14 protein-coding genes and 1 pseudogene are annotated in these 17,431 nt (G+C 73.1%); 6 read left to right on the forward strand and 9 right to left on the reverse strand.

The window, feature by feature from the left end:
• Positions 1-812: 812 nt before the first annotated feature.
• From ACWC0C_RS25320 to ACWC0C_RS25340, 5 genes and pseudogenes are all read right to left on the reverse strand, one after another.
• Positions 813-1,637, reverse strand: a pseudogene (locus tag ACWC0C_RS25320) (SGNH/GDSL hydrolase family protein); the annotation flags it as partial.
• A complete protein-coding gene (locus ACWC0C_RS25325; RefSeq protein ID WP_450866066.1) occupies positions 1,634-2,809 on the reverse strand; it encodes a glycosyltransferase in 1,176 nt (391 codons plus the stop codon). The pseudogene ACWC0C_RS25320 and the gene ACWC0C_RS25325, both read right to left, overlap by 4 nt.
• The gene (locus tag ACWC0C_RS25330; protein WP_450866068.1) at positions 2,806-3,933 is read right to left on the reverse strand and encodes a glycosyltransferase family 4 protein; all 1,128 of its coding nucleotides are present in this window, start codon (positions 3,931-3,933) and stop codon (positions 2,806-2,808) included. Before ACWC0C_RS25330 ends, ACWC0C_RS25325 begins: the two co-directional genes overlap by 4 nt.
• A gap of 185 nt (positions 3,934-4,118) precedes the next feature.
• Positions 4,119-5,537, reverse strand: a complete 1,419-nt coding sequence (locus tag ACWC0C_RS25335; protein ID WP_449196794.1) for a HEAT repeat domain-containing protein — start codon at positions 5,535-5,537, stop codon at positions 4,119-4,121.
• A 300-nt stretch (positions 5,538-5,837) separates the two neighbouring features.
• Positions 5,838-6,230 (reverse strand): ankyrin repeat domain-containing protein, encoded by a 393-nt coding sequence (locus ACWC0C_RS25340; RefSeq protein WP_449196793.1) that lies wholly within the window; start codon positions 6,228-6,230, stop codon positions 5,838-5,840.
• A gap of 311 nt (positions 6,231-6,541) precedes the next feature.
• Between ACWC0C_RS25340 and ACWC0C_RS25345 the strand changes: the two genes are divergently transcribed.
• Together ACWC0C_RS25345 and ACWC0C_RS25350 are read left to right on the forward strand one after the other, a co-directional pair.
• A complete protein-coding gene (locus ACWC0C_RS25345; protein ID WP_449196792.1) occupies positions 6,542-6,736 on the forward strand; it encodes a hypothetical protein in 195 nt (64 codons plus the stop codon).
• 40 nt (positions 6,737-6,776) lie between these two features.
• Complete coding sequence (locus ACWC0C_RS25350) at positions 6,777-8,408, forward strand: hypothetical protein (RefSeq protein ID WP_450866070.1); 1,632 nt, start codon at positions 6,777-6,779, stop codon at positions 8,406-8,408.
• 114 nt (positions 8,409-8,522) lie between these two features.
• Here the strand turns inward: ACWC0C_RS25350 and ACWC0C_RS25355 are convergent, their stop codons facing one another.
• The gene (locus tag ACWC0C_RS25355; RefSeq protein WP_450866071.1) at positions 8,523-10,031 is read right to left on the reverse strand and encodes an SCO1417 family MocR-like transcription factor; all 1,509 of its coding nucleotides are present in this window, start codon (positions 10,029-10,031) and stop codon (positions 8,523-8,525) included.
• A gap of 102 nt (positions 10,032-10,133) precedes the next feature.
• On the opposite strand from ACWC0C_RS25355, the gene yczE reads away from it, so the two are divergent.
• The 4 genes from yczE to ACWC0C_RS25375 all read left to right on the forward strand — a co-directional run bounded on the left by yczE (position 10,134) and on the right by ACWC0C_RS25375 (position 13,642).
• The gene (yczE, locus tag ACWC0C_RS25360; RefSeq protein WP_450866073.1) at positions 10,134-10,802 is read left to right on the forward strand and encodes a membrane protein YczE; all 669 of its coding nucleotides are present in this window, start codon (positions 10,134-10,136) and stop codon (positions 10,800-10,802) included.
• Entirely contained in the window at positions 10,799-11,575 is a 777-nt protein-coding gene (locus tag ACWC0C_RS25365) for a glycerophosphodiester phosphodiesterase (RefSeq protein ID WP_449196788.1), read from the forward strand. Before yczE ends, ACWC0C_RS25365 begins: the two co-directional genes overlap by 4 nt.
• A gap of 56 nt (positions 11,576-11,631) precedes the next feature.
• A complete protein-coding gene (locus ACWC0C_RS25370) occupies positions 11,632-12,978 on the forward strand; it encodes an MFS transporter (protein WP_450866075.1) in 1,347 nt (448 codons plus the stop codon).
• Positions 12,979-13,267: 289 nt separating this feature from the next.
• The gene (locus tag ACWC0C_RS25375) at positions 13,268-13,642 is read left to right on the forward strand and encodes an RNA polymerase-binding protein RbpA (protein ID WP_003977404.1); all 375 of its coding nucleotides are present in this window, start codon (positions 13,268-13,270) and stop codon (positions 13,640-13,642) included.
• Between the two features lie 115 nt (positions 13,643-13,757).
• Here the strand turns inward: ACWC0C_RS25375 and fxsA are convergent, their stop codons facing one another.
• From fxsA to ACWC0C_RS25390, 3 genes are all read right to left on the reverse strand, one after another.
• A complete protein-coding gene (gene fxsA / locus ACWC0C_RS25380; protein ID WP_450866077.1) occupies positions 13,758-14,318 on the reverse strand; it encodes an FxsA family membrane protein in 561 nt (186 codons plus the stop codon).
• A 76-nt stretch (positions 14,319-14,394) separates the two neighbouring features.
• A complete protein-coding gene (locus ACWC0C_RS25385; protein ID WP_450866078.1) occupies positions 14,395-15,192 on the reverse strand; it encodes a polyprenol monophosphomannose synthase in 798 nt (265 codons plus the stop codon).
• A gap of 558 nt (positions 15,193-15,750) precedes the next feature.
• Entirely contained in the window at positions 15,751-17,358 is a 1,608-nt protein-coding gene (locus ACWC0C_RS25390) for an amidohydrolase (protein ID WP_449196784.1), read from the reverse strand.
• Between the last annotated feature and the right edge of the window lie 73 nt (positions 17,359-17,431).

Here is a 17,431-nt window from a genome sequence, read left to right on the forward strand (position 1 = left end):
GGCCCCAGGCCCGCAGGACGCTACCCGGTGACCGCGGTGGTCCGCGCCGCCTGCGTCCCGATGGCAACGCGGGCCGCGTCCGGCACGGTGGCCGAGTCGGCAGTGTCCGGAACCGTGGCGCCGAGATCGGTACCCGAAGCCGAGGCCGCGCGGGCGGAACCCGGCATCGCGCCCTCGCAGGCCGCACCGGCAACCGAGACCACGCGGGCGGCAGTCGGCATCGCTCCTCCACGGCCCGCACCCGCAACCGAGGGGGCCTCCCGGACCACACCGGGAGCCGCCGCCTCAAACCCGGCACCAGCAACTGAAGCCACGCGAACCTCTCTGGGCACGGCGCCCCCAGAGGCCCCACCCGCGGCCGAGGACGGCGCGCGGACCACACCCGGAATCATCGCCTCAGAGCCCGCATCAACAACCGGAGCCACGCGAGCGGCACCCGACACCACGCTCCCAGAGGCCGCACCTACGGTGGAGGAGCCCGTCGGGGCTGTAACCGGAACCGTGGCCTCAGGGCCCGCTCCAACCACCGGGCCCGACCGGACCTCACCCGCAACCATGACCTCAGAGGCCGCACCAGCCACCGAGCCCGACCTGACCACACCGGCAACCGTCACAGAACCCGCACCAGTCACCAAGCCCGGCCCAACCGCACCCGCACCCGCACCCGCCACCCCAGAACCCACACCAGCCACCAGCGAAGCCGCCCGGGCCGTGCCCGGATTCGCCGCCGCGCGGGCGGAAGCAGGCAGGGCCGGCCGGCTCGTGCCGGAAGGGCGCCGCTGAGCCTCGGCGTCCTCGGCTGTGCCCTCCGGCAGGCGGGCCAGGGCCGCGGTCACCGCCGCCGAGGCACTCAGGTCGAGGCGGGCGCTGGTGCCCCGGGCCCGGTGGTGCAGTTCGTCGGCGGCCAGGCGCAGCAGCTGGGGCAGCAGGTCCTTGCAGCGCCGGACCACCCAGGCGGTGCCGGCCGTGGCCAGCCACAGCAGGCTCGCCGCCCGGGTCGGGGCGGGAAACTCCGGTTCGGGCGAGGGCGGCTGCCCCGTCGCGCGGCCCGCCTCGGTGAGCAGGGCGTGGAAGCGGACGGCGAGCTGCCGGTGCCCGCGCTCGCCCGGGTGCAGCCGGTCCGCGCTCCACAACGCCCGGTCGGTGATCCAGGCACCGTCCGCGGCGTGCAGGTGGATGGCGCCGTAGCGTTCGGACAGCGCGTGGACGACCGTGTTGACGGCTCGTTGCCGGCGGGCCAGCGGACGGGCCAGGGCGCCCGGCAGGCCCAGCATCGCGCCGGGGTCGGGCAGGCAGGCGGTGAGCAGGGTGGCGCCCTCGCGGGTGAAGGTCGCGTAGACCTCGTCCAGGTGGGCCGCCACCGCCTGGATGTCGAAGGTGTGGCGCAGCGTGTCGTTGACGCCGATCACGACCGACACCACGCCGGGGCGGAGTTCGAGGGCGGCCGGCGTCTGCCGCTCCAGCACGTCGCGCGTCTGCGCGCCGCTGACCGCGAGGTTGGTGAACTCCACGGAGTCGACGGCCTCGACGAGGGAGGGCGCCAGCAGCGCGGCCCAGCCCCGCCAGCCGTCCCCGACGGGGTCGCCCACGCCCTGGGTCAGCGAGTCACCGAGGGCGACGAAACGGACGGATCTCATGCCACGCCCCCCGGCACGGCGCGGCGCAGGCCGGTCGGGCGGAGCAGCTCCGCGTCGTGGGCCGCGAGGAACGCCTCCACGGCCGTACCCCAGCCGAAGCACTCCGCACGCGCGCGTGCCGCCTCCCGCCTTACTCGCTCGCCACGGTCCAGGAGCAGCTCCACGGCGTCCGCGAAGGCCTCGCCGCGGTCGGCTGCGGTCGCTCCGGCGGAGCCGATGACCTCGGGCAGCGCGGACGACGCGCTCGCCACGACGGGCGTGCCGCACGCCATGGCCTCCAGGGCGGCGAGTCCGAAGGTCTCCGCGGGCCCGGGCGCGAGGGCGATGTCCGCGGTGGCCTGGAGGGCGCCGAGCGCGGCCCGGTCGGAGACGTGGCCGAGGAATGTCACCGGCAGCCCGTGCTCCCGCGCGCGCTGCTCCAGCCGGGGCTTGAGCGGACCGTCCCCGGCCACCACGAGTACCGCCCGCCGCCCGCGCCGCAGCAGCGCCTCCAGGGCGTCCAGAGCCGTGCCGGGCCGCTTCTCCACGGACAGCCGGGAGCACATGACGAGCAGCGCCTCGCCCCCGCGCGCGTGCAGGCTGCGCACCCCCGGATCGCGCAGTGCGGGGTGGCGCTCCATCAGGTCGACGCCCAGGGGGGCGCGTACGACGTTGCGGGCGCCGATGCGCACGAACTCGCGCTCGGCGAACTCGGTGGTGCACACCACCCGTGAGTAGACGTGTGCGGTACGGGTGTTGAGGGCGTCGGCGGCCCGGCGCGAGAGGTTCTCGGACAGGCCCCAGGTGCGCAGCACGCCGTCGGCGGTCTCGTGGGAGACCATCACGGCGGGCACGCGCGCGCGGCGGGCCCAGCGGCCGGTCCAGCGCAGGGTCGTACGGTCGGAGACCTCCAGGCGGTCCGGGGCCAGCTCCTCCAGGAGGGCGGCGACGCGCCGCTTGTCGGTGAGGACGCGGTAGCCGCCGGTGCCGGGCAGCAGCGGGCCGGGCAGGGTGATGACGCGGCCCTGCTCGGTGTCGCGGTCGGTGTGCCGTTCGCCGGGCACGATGAGCACCGGTTCGTGACCGGCCGCCTTGAAGCCCTTGCCCAGCTCGCGCAGGGCGGTGCGCAGGCCCCCGGAGGCCGGGGCGACGAAGTTGGCGAGCCGGACGATGCGCAGGGACTGGCCGGTCATGCCGCCACCACCGTCCTGCGCGCCGCGAGGACGTCGCCGTAGTGGGCGATCAGCTGGTCGCCGACGGCGGCCCAGGTGCGGCCCTCGACCATCGCGCGCGCGGCGGCGCCGAACGCGGTCCGCCGCGCCGGGGCGGCGGCCAGTTCACGGACGGCTTCGCGTACGGCGTCGGCGTCGCGCGGCGGGACCAGGTATCCGGTGCGGCCGTGGGCGACCAGGTCGAGCGGGCCTCCGGCGGCGGGTGCCACGACCGGAACACCGCTGGCCATGGCCTCCTGGACGGTCTGGCAGAACGTCTCGAAGGGGCCGGTGTGCGCGAACACGTCCAGCGAGGCGAAGATCCGCGCGAGGTCGCCTCCGGTGCGCCGGCCGAGGAAGACGGCGCCGGGCAGGGCCTCGGTGAGGTGGGCGTGGCTGGGCCCGTCGCCGACGACCACGACCTTGACGCCGTCCAGGCCGCAGGCGCCGGCGAGGAGTTCGACGTGCTTCTCGGGGGCGAGTCTGCCGACGTAGCCGACGATCAGCTCACCGTTCGGGGCGAGTTCGCGGCGCAGCGCCTCGTCACGCAGGTCTGGCCGGAAACGTACGGTGTCCACGCCGCGCGGCCACAGCCGGACCCGGGGTACGCCATGTGCCTCCAGGTCGCCGAGGGCGGCGCTGGAGGGGGCGAGGGTGCGGTCGGCTGCGGCGTGCACGGAGCGGATGCGCCGCCATGCGGCCGCCTCGCCGGCGCCCATGTAGGTGCGGGCGTAGCCGGCCAGGTCGGTCTGGTAGACGGCGACGGCGGGGATGCCGAGCTTGGCGGCGGCGGCCATGCCGCGGACGCCGAGGACGAAGGGGCTGGCGAGATGGACCAGGTCGGCGCGGTGCTCGACGAGCGCTGCGGCGAGCCGTCGGCTGGGGAGGGCAACGCGTACCTGGGGGTAGCCGGGGAGCGGGAGGGAGGGGATCCGGACGACCGGGCACGGGGCGTCCGTGTCCCGTCCGCTGCCCGGAGCGGGGGCGGGGGCGACGACGAGCGGATGGTGACCGCGATCTACGAGGTGCCGGGCGGTCTGGAGCGCGCAGTGGGCCACGCCGTTCACATCGGGGGGAAAGGATTCGGTCACGATGACGACACGCATACGGGTGTTGTCGCCGCGCCGGACGTGGCCGCGTCAACTTCGATCTTTCCGCCCGGGAAACGTCCCATGAGCGTTGTACTGCACACCCGAGCAGGTCAGACGGTCGTCATGACCGCCTGACCTGCGAGATACCCGGTGTTCACCCGGCGGGTGGTCGTCCGCCCGGGCCGGGTACGGCTGCGGGGTCAGCCGGTGGCGGCGTCGGGTCCGAAGCGGCTGCGCACGGCCGTCTGCACTTCCGCCTCCTCGGCCGGATCGGCGGCCAGGCGGCGAAGGCGCTCCACGACCCGGGCGTCACCGGTCTCGGCGTGCCGGGCGGCGAGTTCACGGGTGGTCTCCTCGCAGTCCCACAGGCATTCGACGGCGAAGCCGGTGGCGAAGGAGGGGTCGGTGGCGGCCAGGGCGCGGGCGGCACGGCCGCGGAGATGGGAGGAGGCCGTCTCCCGGTAGATGTGGCGCAGCACGGGGGCGGCACAGGCGATGCCCAGGCGCCCGGTGCCGTCGACGAGGGTCCACAGCGTGGGTGCGTCGGGGCCCTCGCCACGTACGGCCTCGCGGAGGGCGCCGAGGACGAGGTCGCGGTCCTGGACGCCGCCGCGGCAGGCGAGCATGCGTCCGGCGGCGGCGCCGAGCACGTCGGGGCGCTGGGCCCAGCGGCGCGCGCGGTCGACGGCGGCGACGCTGCGCATCCGTTCGAAGGCGTCGACGGCGGCCTCCACGACGACGGACGTCCCGTCGGCGACGGCGGCCTCGATCAGGCCGAGGGCGTCGGGGTCGTTGCTGTCGGCGAGGTAGCGCAGTGCGGTGCAGCGGGCGCCGTCGATGCCGCTGCGGGCGGCCTGGAGGATCTCCGGCCGGTCCTCGGGGCCGGCCACGGCGACCAGGCAGCGGGCGGCCGGCACATGGAGGGCGGCGCCGCGCTCCATGCCCTGCTGGGCCCACTCGAAGACGGCGCGCACGCTCCATCCGGGCCGTGGGCCGGTGGGCCGCAGCTGGCGCTGCCAGCGGTCGAAACAGCCGGTCTCCTGGGCGGCACGCACGCGCGTGGCGATCGACTCGCGCGGGTCCTCGGCCCACAGCCGCCAGGGCCTCGGCTCGAAGGCGTCGCGTACGGCGCAGGCGAGTTCGGCCTCGCCCTCGGGGTCGGTGGCGAAGCGGGCCAGGACGGGTGGGGCGAGGGCGCGCAGGCCCGCGTCGTCGTCCCTGAGGGCCAGTTCGTCCAGGGCCCAGGCCCAGTTGGAGCCGTGGGCGGCGTACCTGCGCAGCAGTTCGAGCGCGTCCCGCCTGCCGTAGGAGGCGAGGTGCCCGAGGACGGCCAGGGACAGGCCGGTACGGGACTCGTCGGTGTCGAGGACGTCCTCGGGGTCGAAGAGGTGCGCCTCGATCGCGTCCAGCTCGCCGTTCAGGTCGAGGTAGAGCCGGGCGTAGTAAAGGGAGCGGTTCTCCACCTGCCAGTCGTGGCGGGGATCGCGCAGCACGCACTGGTTCAGGGCCGCGAGCGCTTCGGCGCGCGGGGCGGTGAGCGCGTGCAGGGTACCGTCGCCGCGGCCCCGCTGGAGCAGGCCGAGCAGCGTACCGCTGGGCGCTATGACCGGATCGAACATGGGAAACAGCCTCACATCAAGCGTCGACGCAACCGGAGAACACGCACTACCTGGCCGCGTGACACAACGTCGGAGCGCCCGCCGTCTCTTGCTTGCTGTAGACCATCTCTCTCTGCCTCTCGTCTGTGGCCCATGCGGACCGCATCACGGCCCGCGCGGTGCGGCAACACCTGCCCAGCCATCGCGTCCGTGAATCACGTCGTCATGATGACCCGCGGTGTGTGCTGCCGCGACCGTATTTCCGGCGGCCCTTTACCGCCTCCCCCGTTTTCCGTGCCGTATCTGGTAAGGACAGGCGCGTCAGAGCGCGCCGAACAACTCCAGAAGTTCCGTCTTGCCGAACATCCGGGCGGTGTCGAGCGCCGACGGCGTCCCCGCCGCCGGGTCGGCCCCGCCCTCCAGAAGAGCCTTGATCACTTCCGTCTCGCCCTTGAAGACCGCACCCGCGAGCGGGGTCTGGCCTCGGTCGTTGACCTGGTCCGCGGCGGCGCCCCGGGCGAGCAGGGCACGCACCGCGTCGGCGTGACCGTGGTAGGCGGCGAGCATCACCAGGGAGTCGCCGCGGTCGTTGGTGAGGTTGGCCGGAACGCCGGCGTCGACGTACGCCACGAGCGCCTCGGTCCGGCCCTGCCGGGCCAGATCGAAGATCTTGGTCGCCAGCTCCACGACCTCGGGGTCGGGGGCTTCACTCATCGGCGGACCGCCTCTCCTGGAACTTCGGGTACTGCAGGGAGCGTACGGCAGCGAGCGGAACACGGCCGTACGAGTGAATCGCCAGCGTACTGGCTCGCGCGGCACATGACCCGATGTGCCCGAGGTAAAGATCAGCAACAGCACCCGCCGGAGGCAAGAGGCCAGGTCAACCGGTGGCCGGGAAGATTCCCCCGACCGGGGGAAATCAGCCGAATTTCACCCAGTTGCACCTTTAATCATATGGATACATCCTGTGATCCTGGAAGAACTCATGGTGACTGTCCCCCACCTTCGACACCAGGAGGCCCGAAATGATCCTCTCCCTGTCAGGCGTGTTCATCCTCGGAATCATCGTCTTCCTCTTCTTCCGCAAAGACGGACTGAAGGGCTCGCACGCCACCGTCTCGGCCCTGTTCGGCTTCTACCTGTCGAGCACGGCCATCGCCCCGAGCATCAAGGCCGGCGGCGAGAGCCTGGCCAGTCTCCTCGGCGGCCTCAAGTTCTGATCCCGTCCGCCCCGCACGCACGCACGATCAGGAGACAGCAGTGGCCCGGCGCCCTCTCCCCCGCATTCTGAGCAAGGACAGCGCCCAGATCGCCCGGATGCAGATCGCCCGGAGCAGGGAGCTGGCGCGGACGGCGGCCGACAGCGCCACCGACGTCCTGCACCCGCTGATCACCGTCACGCGCGGGCTGCGCCTGCTGGCCTCGGCCGCGCGGCGCAGATGGGCGGACACGCCCAAGGACAAGCGCGGGCCGCTGCTCTTCCTGGTGGCGTCCGTAGTCCTGGTCGTGGCGCTGGTGCCGTACGGGCCGCTGCTCGCCGTCATCACCGTGATGGCGGCGGCGGCCTGGCAGGGCCGCGACCGCACCCCGCCGGCTCCCGAGGGACCCGACGAGTCCCAGGCCGAACGGCTCCAGTCCCTCTACGACGCCCTGGTGCCGTACTTCTCCAGCCCCGAGGACCCGGCGCCGCTGTATGCGCACGGCGGAGAGCGGGAGAAGGCGTTCCTGGCGTACGAGTTCGACGACGACGGGCGCATCGCCCACCTCGTGATCCGCTACCCCGCCTACTTCCCGGACGGCGAGCCCGAGGTCCGTGCGCGGATCGAGCAGCTGCTCACCGCGAAGGCCGGGCGGGGCCGCGAGTACCGCTTCGCTTGGGACGAGGAGGGCAACCAGCTCACCGTCGCCGTCCTCCCCCCGCTGCCCGCCGACATCCCGGCCCAGCACTTCGTCACCGCGCCCGGCGAGACCGTCCTCGGCTTCACCGACCCGAGCGAGGTCCAGCGCACGCTTCCCCTCTCCTACGGGGAGGAACAGATCGACGTCCCACCGGTCGTCTGGCGCACCGGCATCCGCTCCACCGAGCCGCACCTGCTGGCCATGGGCCACCCCGGCTGCGGCACCTCGACGCTGCTGCGCTCCATCGCCCTGCAGGCCCTCCAGTACGGCGACGTCCTGATCGTCGACGGCGGCGGCACCGGTGAGTACGCGTGCCTGACCGGCCGGGACGGCGTGCTGGCCGTGGAGTGCGCGCTGCCCGGGGCGCTGGCGAGCCTGGAGTGGGCGGCGCAGGAGACCGAGCGGCGGCTCATCGCCATCAACCTGGCCCGGCAGGCGGGCGACCCGCCGCCGGCCGACGCCCGGCGCCCGCTGTGGATCATGCTGGACCGGCCGTCCGTCTTCGCCCACCTCGCCATGGCGGACGGCCACAAGGACCCTCAGACACTGCTGGCGGTGCCACTGCGGCACGGGCGCGCGGCGAACGTGACCGTCGTGGTGGCCGAGCAGTTCGACAGCGCGGAGTCCTTGACCGACGCGGTACGGCAGCACACGCGCGCGCGTGTCGTGCTCGGGCCCGTGGCGGCGCGGCAGGTGGAGGCGGTACTGGGGGCTCCGCCGCACACCACGCCGCTGGGGCATGTGCCGCCGGGGCGGGGCTTCGCGCGGCTGGGGTCGGGTCTGGTGCACCGGCTTCAGGTGCCGCGTACGCCGGATCCGTACGACGACGCGACCAGCGACGCCGATCGGCAGGCGGTGCTGGAGTTGCTGCCGCCCCGGGCCACTGCGGTGGAGGCCGAACCGACCGATCCCCCGAAGCCGACGGATCTGACGAAGCCGGCGGTTGATGCGGCGCCGGTGACCGCGGAGACGGTGGCGGCGGAGACGCCGTAGGCACCCGGCCGGCCCCCACGGACCCGCGGCCGCCGGACCACCACGCGTCCCGAGCCGGTGGGCGAACCGCGGCCCAAGCTGGTGGGCGAACCGCGTCCCGAGCTGGTGGGCGGACTAGGCCACGAACGTGCGGGGCGCCTCAGCACCGCCCGTCGCGCCCGACTCCACGAGCCGAGCCGCCGCGGCCAGGCGGATCGCCGCCTCCTCCGCCACGGCTCCCCCGACGGTGAACGGCAGCCGGACATAGCCCTCGAAGGCGCCGTCCACGCCGAAGCGCGGGCCGGAAGGAACGCGGACGCCGGTCCGCTCCCCCGCTTCGGCGAGCCGGGATCCGGACAGGCCGCCGGCGCGGACCCACAGGGTGAGACCGCCCTTCGGGATGTCGAACTCCCACGTGGGCAGCTCCCGGCGCAGCGCCGCCACCAACGCGTCCCGGTTCTCCCGGGCCTGGGCGCGGCGCAGCTCGACCGCCTGTTCCCAACCACCCGTGCTGAACAGCCAGTTGACGGCGAGCTGCTCCAGTACCGGCGTACCGAGATCGGCGTAGGCTCGCGCAGCGACCAGGCTGCGGATGACGTCCGGAGCCGCCCGCACCCAGCCGATCCGCATGCCGGCCCAGAACGCCTTGCTGGCCGAGCCGACCGTGATGACGGTCGAGCCGGCCGGATCGAAGGCGCACACCCGGCGCGGCATCCCACCGCCCGCGCACTCCTCGTCCAGCCACAGCTCGGTCATCGTCTCGTCGGCCACGAGCACCGTGCCGGCCGAGCGTGCCGCGTCCACCAGGCGGCGCCGCTGGTCGTCGTCGGCGAGCGCGCCGGTGGGGTTGTGGAAGTCGGCGACGACGTAGGCGAGGCGGGGCGCGGCCTCGCGCAGCACCTGGCGCCAGCGGTCCATGTCCCAGCCGGAGAGGCCCTCGGCCATCGCGACGGGAACCAGGCGGGCACCGGCCTCCCGCATCAGCTGGAGGATGTTGGCGTAGGAGGGGGACTCCACGGCGATCCGCTCACCGCGGCCGGCGAAGAGGTGGCAGATCGCGTCGATGGCGCCCATCGCACCGGTCGTCACCATGATCTGCTCGGGCATCGTGGGGATCCCGCTCGCGGTGTAGCGCTCGGCGATCATCGCGCGCAGGGCGGGCAGGCCCGCCGGGTAGTCGCCGTGCGTGTGGGCGTACGGCGGCAGTTCCTCCAGGGCGCCCTGCACGGCGCGGGTGAGCCATGGCTCGGGGGCCGGGAGCGAGGCGCAGCCCAGGTCGATCACCGAGCCCAGCGCCTCGGGCGGCAGGGGCTCGAGACCGCGCGCGGGCAGCGGGTTGCCCGCCGGGACGGCGGTCCAGCTGCCGGCTCCGCGCCGGGACTCCAGGAAGCCCTCGCCGCGCAGCGCCTCGTATGCGGCCGCGACGGTGGTCCGGCTCACGGACAGGGCGAGGGCCAGTTCGCGTTCGGCGGGGAGGCGGGCGGCCACCGGGACGCGCCCTTCGAGGACCAGCAGCCGGATGCCGTCGGCGAGGGCGCGGTAGGCGGGCGGGCGGCGGGTGCCGGGGCCGGCCGGGCGGTCCTGCTGGGACTTGAGGAGCCGGGCCAGCTGCGCGGCCCCCATTGCAGAAGTCCACTGGCCCATGACGATCAGTCCACCTTCCCCGAATTGGCCATGGATGATGATTCATCCCAAGCCACAGAGTGACATGCGCAAGGCCACTTCCACCACCCAGGGGGGAATCTCATGTCCGCTCCCAGTCACTCCGGAGGACGCCGTCTCGGACGACGGTTGATCCAGCTGTACGCCGGGCTCGCGCTCTACGGCGCGAGTGCCGCACTGCTCGTACGGGCGGGCCTGGGGCTGGAGCCCTGGGGCGTACTGCACCAGGGGCTCGCGAAGCTGACCGGGCTGACCATCGGGGTGGTGTCGATCATCGTGGGGGCGGCCGTGCTGCTGCTGTGGATCCCGCTGCGCCAGCGCCCGGGACTCGGCACGGTCTCCAACGTCTTCGCCATCGGCCTCGCCATGGACGGCACGCTGGCACTGGTCCCGGACGCACGCTCCCTCGTCGTACAAGTCCCGCTCGTGCTCGTGGGGATCGTGCTGAACGGCGCGGCGACGGGCCTGTACATCGCGGCTCGGTTCGGTCCGGGTCCGCGCGACGGGCTGATGACGGGGCTGCACCGGCGCACCGGCCGCTCGATCCGGCTGATGCGGACCGGGATCGAGGTGACGGTGGTGATCACCGGATTCCTGCTGGGCGGCACCATCGGAGTCGGCACCGTGCTGTACGCGGTGTCCATCGGACCGCTGGCGCAGCTGTTCCTGCGGGTGTTCGCCGTCCCGCCGGCACCGGGCGGCAGCACGGTCGTTGCCACCGCGACACCGGAACGGGCCATACTGCCCGGGTGAGCATCACGACACCGCCCTTGCGCCACCCCTACCTCGACCATCCCGGCCCGATCGCCTTCGCCCATCGGGGCGGGTCCGCCGCCGGGCTGGAGAACACCGTGGCGCAGTTCCGGCGCGCGGTGGAGCTGGGCTACCGCTACATCGAGACCGATGTGCACGCCACCGCCGACGGCCGGCTCGTCGCCTTCCACGACTCGACGCTGGACCGGGTCACCGACGGTGCGGGCCGCATCGCCGACCTGCCGTGGGAGGACGTACGGCAGGCGCGTGTGGCGGGCCGTGAACCGGTGCCGCTGTTCGAGGAGTTGCTGGAGACCTTCCCCGAGGTGCGCTGGAACGTCGACATCAAGGCGGAGCCCGCCCTGCGCCCCACGCTCGACCTCATCGAGCGCACGGGCGCCTGGGACCGGGTCTGCGTGGGCTCGTTCTCCGAGGCGCGGGTACTGCGCGCCCAGCGGCTGGCCGGCCCCCGGCTGGCCACCTCGTTCGGCACGCGCGGGGTACTGAGTCTGCGGCTGCGCTCGTGGGGGCTGCCGGCCGCGGTGCGCCGGTCGGCCGTCGCCGCGCAGGTGCCCGAGGCCCAGTCGGGCGTCCCGGTGGTCGACCACCGCTTCGTCCGCGCCGCCCACGCGCGCGGGCTGCAGGTGCACGTGTGGACGATCAATGAACCAGAGCGCATGCACCGGCTCCTGGACCTGGGTGTCGATGGCATCATGACCGATCACATCGACACGTTGCGCAAGGTCATGGAGGAGCGCGGCGTCTGGGTCTGACCACCCGGCCGCCGCTGGTCCGAGCCTTCGCATAAGCGGGGAAAGCGAGGGCACGGGTGCAAACCGACACCCTGCGGACGCAGGCGGCGGACGAGACCGCCGGTCTGCGGCGCGAGCAGCGCGGCTGGTACTTCTACGACTGGGCCTGCTCGGTCTATTCGACGAGCGTGGTGACGGTCTTCCTCGGGCCCTACCTCACCGCGGTCGCCCGGCGGGCCGCGGACGCCGACGGCTATGTGCATCCACTGGGCATACCGGTGCGGGCGGGCAGCTTCTTCGCCTACTCGGTGTCCCTGTCGGTTGTCGTGGCGGTCGTGGTGATGCCGCTCGTGGGCAGCGCGGCCGACCGCACCGGTCGCAAGAAGCCGCTGCTCGCCGCCGCGGCGTACACCGGGGCAGCCGCGACCGCGGGCATGTTCTTCCTGGACGGCGACCGGTATCTGCTCGGCGGGGCGCTCCTGGTGGTGGCCAACGCGGCCCAGTCCGTCGGGATGATGCTCTACAACTCCTATCTGCCGCAGATCGCCCCGCCCGAGGAACGCGACGCGGTCTCCTCGCGGGGCTGGGCCTTCGGCTACGCGGCGGGCTCCACGGTCCTGGTCGCCAACCTGGTCCTGTACTCGGCGCACGACTCCTTCGGCCTGACCGAGACCGCCGCGGTCCGCGTCTGCCTTGCCTCGGCGGGCCTGTGGTGGGGTGCCTTCACGCTCGTACCGCTGCGCAGGCTGCGCGACCGGCACACACGCGTGGAGCGCGCCAAGGCTCCCGGGTTCAGGCAGCTCTCGGCGACGGTCCGGGACATGCGCCGCTACCCGCTGACCCTCGCCTTCCTCCTGGCGTACCTCATCTACAACGACGGCATCCAGACGGTGATCACCCAGGCCTCCGTCTACGGCTCGCAGGAACTGGGCCTCAGCCAGTCGACGCTCATCGTGGCCGTGCTGCTGGTGCAGGTGCTGGCCGTGGCCGGAGCGCTGGCGATGGGGCGGCTGGCGCGGACGTACGGCGCCCAGCGGACGATCCTGGGCTCACTGGTGGCGTGGACGGTCACCCTGGCCGCCGGTTACTTCCTGCCCGCGAAGGCGCCGGTGTTCTTCTTCGTGCTGGCCGCCGGGATCGGCCTGGTCCTGGGTGGCAGCCAGGCGCTGTCCCGGTCGCTGTTCTCGCACCTCGTGCCGCCCGGCAAGGAGGCCGAGTACTTCTCGGCGTACGAGATGAGCGATCGCGGGATGAGCTGGCTCGGACCGCTGCTGTTCGGCATGACCTACCAGCTGACCGGAAGTTATCGGTCCGCGATCATCTCGCTGGTGGCCTTCTTCGTGATCGGCTTCGCCCTGCTGGCCCGGGTCCCGGTCCGGCGGGCGATCAGCGAGGCGGGCAACCCTGTTCCGGAAAGGATCTAGGACCGATTTAGCGCTCAACCCGAAAGGGCGGTAGTGTACGCCTTTGGCCTGCCAGGCGTACCGTTACTGCGCGTCAAAGATGCCGAAACGCTGGGTGACATCTGCTAGCAGATGTGACAAACCGGGCGCCGGTGGGTACGACATTGGTCAGCAAGGCTGCGGCTACGACGGCGACGCACGACCCGGAACGGGACACGGAACGGGAATCTTTACCGCCGACCGGACGTTGACCGGATGACGACGACAGCGACACCTGTCCTGTGGGCGACAAGCCCGGGAGGCACGATTCATGAGTGAGCGAGCTCTTCGCGGTACGCGCCTCGTGGTGACCAGCTACGAGACGGACCGCGGTATCGACCTGGCCCCGCGCCAGGCCGTGGAGTACGCATGTGAGAAGGGGCACCGTTTCGAGATGCCCTTCTCGGTCGAGGCGGAGATCCCGCCGGAGTGGGAGTGCAAGGTCTGCGGGGCCCAGGCACTCCTCGTCGACGGCGACGGCCCTGAAGAAAAGAAGGCCAAGCCCGCGCGTACCCACTGGGACATGCTGATGGAGCGGCGCACCCGTGAGGAGCTCGAAGAGGTCCTCGAGGAGCGTCTGGCGGTTCTGCGCTCGGGGGCGATGAACATCGCGGTTCATCCCCGGGACAGCCGCAAGTCGGCATAGTCCCTGCGGGGCTGGACCGACACACAGCGCACGTCAATCAACCGCGGGCGCCGTACGTGAACTCGACGTACGGCGCCCGCGGTTTTTCGTGTTCGAGTGCGGCTGCGTGGGGCGATCACCGCGTCAGCGGCGGGTACTGCTCCCCCGGCTCCCCCGGACCCGGCCGGTCCTCCCTGATGACCTCGCCCTGCACCACCCTGCCGTCGGGGCGGTGGATACGGGCCTGCTGGAAGGCGTCGCCAAGGGTGCCGGGGGCCGCCGTGCGCAGCCTCTTGTCCAGGGCGTTCTCGGCGTACCGGCTCACGGCCTTCTGCACCGGCGGGATCAGCAGGAGCAGGCCGGCCACGTCGGAGACCACGCCGGGGATCATCAGCAGCAGTCCGCCGAGCATCATCAGGCCGTTGCCACCGCCGCGCTCGGGCGAACCGCCCCGCTGCAGCGCCTCGTTCAGGCTCTGGAAGGCGCGGCGGCCCGCCCGCTTGATGACCACGGAACCGGCCACGAAGCCCGCGACGAGCAGCAGGAAAACGGCGAAGCCCCCGGCCGCGCCCGCGACGAGGGTCAGCAGCCAGATCTCCAGCACCAGCCAGGCGGCGACCCCCAGCGGCAGATACCTGCGCAGCCGGGAGCGCCGGGGCCGGGCGAGATACGGAGAGGTCGGAGCGCCAGTCGTCATACCCCCAGTGTGCCTGGCGGCGCCTCAGCACGGGATAAGGGGTTGACCGACCGGAGCCGACGGGAAACCGCTGAGACTACGCGGTGCGCTTCTTCTTGCCGGTGAGCTTGGCGACCCGTTCCGCCGCGCCCCAGGCAGTGACCCGCCACAGCGCCTCGATCAGGATGTCCTTGCTCATCTTGGAGTCGCCGAGTTCGCGCTCGACGAAGGTGATCGGGACCTCGACCACCTGGTAGCCGGCCTTGACCGCGCGGCGGGCCAGGTCGACCTGGAAGCAGTAGCCCTGCGAGGCGACCTCGTCCAGGCCCAGGCCCTCCAGCGTCTCGCGGCGGAACGCGCGGTAGCCGCCGGTGATGTCGCGCAGCGGCAGGCCGAGCGCGAGCCGGGAGTAGAGGCTGCCGCCACGGGAGATGAACTCGCGGGACTTGGGCCAGTTGACCACGCGGCCGCCGGGCACCCAGCGGGAGCCGAGCACCAGGTCGGCGGCCTTGAGGGCGGTGAGCAGCCGGGGCAGTTCCTCGGGCTGGTGGGAGCCGTCGGCGTCCATCTCGACCAGCACGCCGTAGCCGCGCTCCAGGCCCCAGCGGAAGCCGGCGAGATAGGCGGCGCCGAGGCCTTCCTTGCCCTTGCGGTGCATGACCTGGACGTTCTCGTCCTCGGCGGCCAGTTCGTCGGCGAGCTTGCCGGTGCCGTCGGGACTGTTGTCGTCCGCGATCAGGACGTGCGCCTCGGGGACGGCCTTGCGTACCCGGCCGACGATGGTCTTGATGTTCTCCGCCTCGTTGTAGGTCGGAATGATCACCAAGGCCGTGCCGAGCGGACCGAACTGCCCCCCCTGGGCTTTGGCCGCGAGAGTCCCGTCGCCGTCGTTCACAGATGCCCCTTCTGGTCGTACGCAGGCGTCCACCATAGTGGCCGCCGCATGGGTAGACGTGACAGCTCGTTCGTATGGTGGTGTCGATTCCACAAGAGTGGGGTAAGAATGCGTTTTTACGTACCTTAACGGCTCGTCGCCCTCGGTTTCCCACCACGGCGGATGGGGGCCCGGCGCCCTTCGGGCCGACCTGGGACCCGCTGGCTGCGGATCGACCGAAAGCCGTTGTCTACTGAGCGCTCGGGCCCCACCCGGGTCACACCTTGCCGACCGGCCGGAACGTTCCCTCGGCGGCGCGGGCACTGAGCCTGGCTCCCAGCGACGGTGCCCCGGTGCGGCACACCGTCCCTGACCCAGCGGCGCTGCGCCGCATTGCGTGAACGCTCCCCGCTCGGGCGTCCGGTGGTGGACTCGGACGAACCTACCGGCCCGCGGCCGTCGACTGTCAACAGCCCTCTGACCTGCGAAGACAGTCCGAACTATGCGGTTGCCGCAGAGGATGCGCAGGTCGGGCGGCGGGGCGGCGGCAGCCGATCGCGGCCGCGCCCCGCCCGTAGATCACTCGCCCGGCCGTACGAACACCGTCCGTCCGCCCACCACGGTGCGCAGGCAGACCGGCAGGTCGCGGCCCGGGGTGAGGTCGGGCAGGCCGGGGGTGCCGGAGCGCGGGTCCGTCGACCAGCGGGCCACCCGGTCGTCGGGGGCCTGGACGACCAGCTCCTCGGTGCGCCAGACCGCGTAGTCGGCGGGCGCGCCGGGCACCAGGACGCCCGCGTCGTCCCGGCCGACGGCCCGCCAGCCGCCGCGCGTGTGCGCGGTGAACGCGGCGCGGACGGAGACCCGGTGCTCGGGCGTGTGATGGAACGCGGCGGCGCGGACCGTGCCCCACGGGTCGAGCGGGGTGACCGGGCTGTCGGAGCCGAAGGCGAGCGGCACACCCGCGCGCAGCAGGGCCGCGAAGGGGTTGAGGGTGCGGGCGCGTTCGACGCCGAGCCGGCGGGCGTACATGCCGTCCTCGCCGCCCCACAGCGCGTCGAAGGCGGGCTGCACGGAGGCGGTCAGGCCCAGCTCGGCGAAGCCGGCGACGGTCTCGGGGGTGAGCATCTCGGCGTGCTCGACGCGATGGCGGGCGGCGCGGATCCGGGCCGGGCCGAGCTTCTCCGCGGCGGCGCGTACGCCCTCCACTACGGCGCTCAGGGCGGCGTCGCCGATGGCGTGGAAACCGGCCTGCAGGCCCGCCTCGGTGCAGGCGACGACGTGGGCCGCGACGGCCTCGGCGTCCAGGTAGGCGGCGCCGGTGTGGTCGGCGTCGGTGTACGGCTCGTGCAGGCAGGCGGTGTGGGAGCCGAGCGCGCCGTCGGCGAAGAGATCGCCCGCGGCGCCCACGGCACCGAGGTCCCGTGCCCTGTCGACGTTCTGTTCCGCCCAGTAGCCGACCACGCGGGGGCCCGGCTCCTCGGCCGCGAGCTTGAGCAGGCCGGTGAAATCGTCCTCGGAGGAGATCTGCGGACCGCCGCACTCGTGCACCGAGCCGATGCCGAGGGAGGCCGCGTGGGCGAGGGCGGTGCGCTGGGCCTCGGCGCGCTGGGCGGGGGTGACGGCGGCGAACGCGGCCTCGCGAACGGCGTGATGGGCGTCGCGGGTCAGCGGGGCGTCCTCGCGCGGGATGCCGGCGGGGACCAGGTCCAGCAGGGCCGTGGTGACCACCGCCGAGTGCACGTCGATGCGGGAGAGGTACAGCGGGCGGCCGCCGGTCGCCTCGTCGAGTTCGGCGCGCGTCGGCGGGCGGCCGCCGGGCCAGCGGGCCGCGTCCCAGCCGTGGCCGAGCAGGACGCGGTCGTCCGGGCGGGCGGCGGCGAAGTCGCGGACCAGGGCGAGGGCCGCGTCGAGGGAGGGTGCGCCGGACAGGTCGAGGCCGGTCAGGGCGAGGCCGGTGGCGGTGGTGTGCACATGGGCGTCGGTGAAGGCCGGGGTGACCAGGGCGCCGTCGAGGTCGACCACCTCGTCCACGCCCTCGGCGAAGGCGTCGGCGGCGCCCTCGGAGCCGACCCAGGCGACTTGGCCGGACTCCACGACCATCGCGGTGGCGAAGGGGTCGGCGGGGCTGTGCACCTCGCCTCGGCGCAGGAGGACGGTGTTGGGGGGCTCGGCGGTGCGGTCGCTCATAGCGGACAGTTTCCCGCCTCGGCCGACGCGGGCTGCACTCGGGGGCACCTGCGGGGCCCCGGGACAGCTGTCA

This window comes from Streptomyces sp. NPDC001709 (assembly GCF_053596375.1).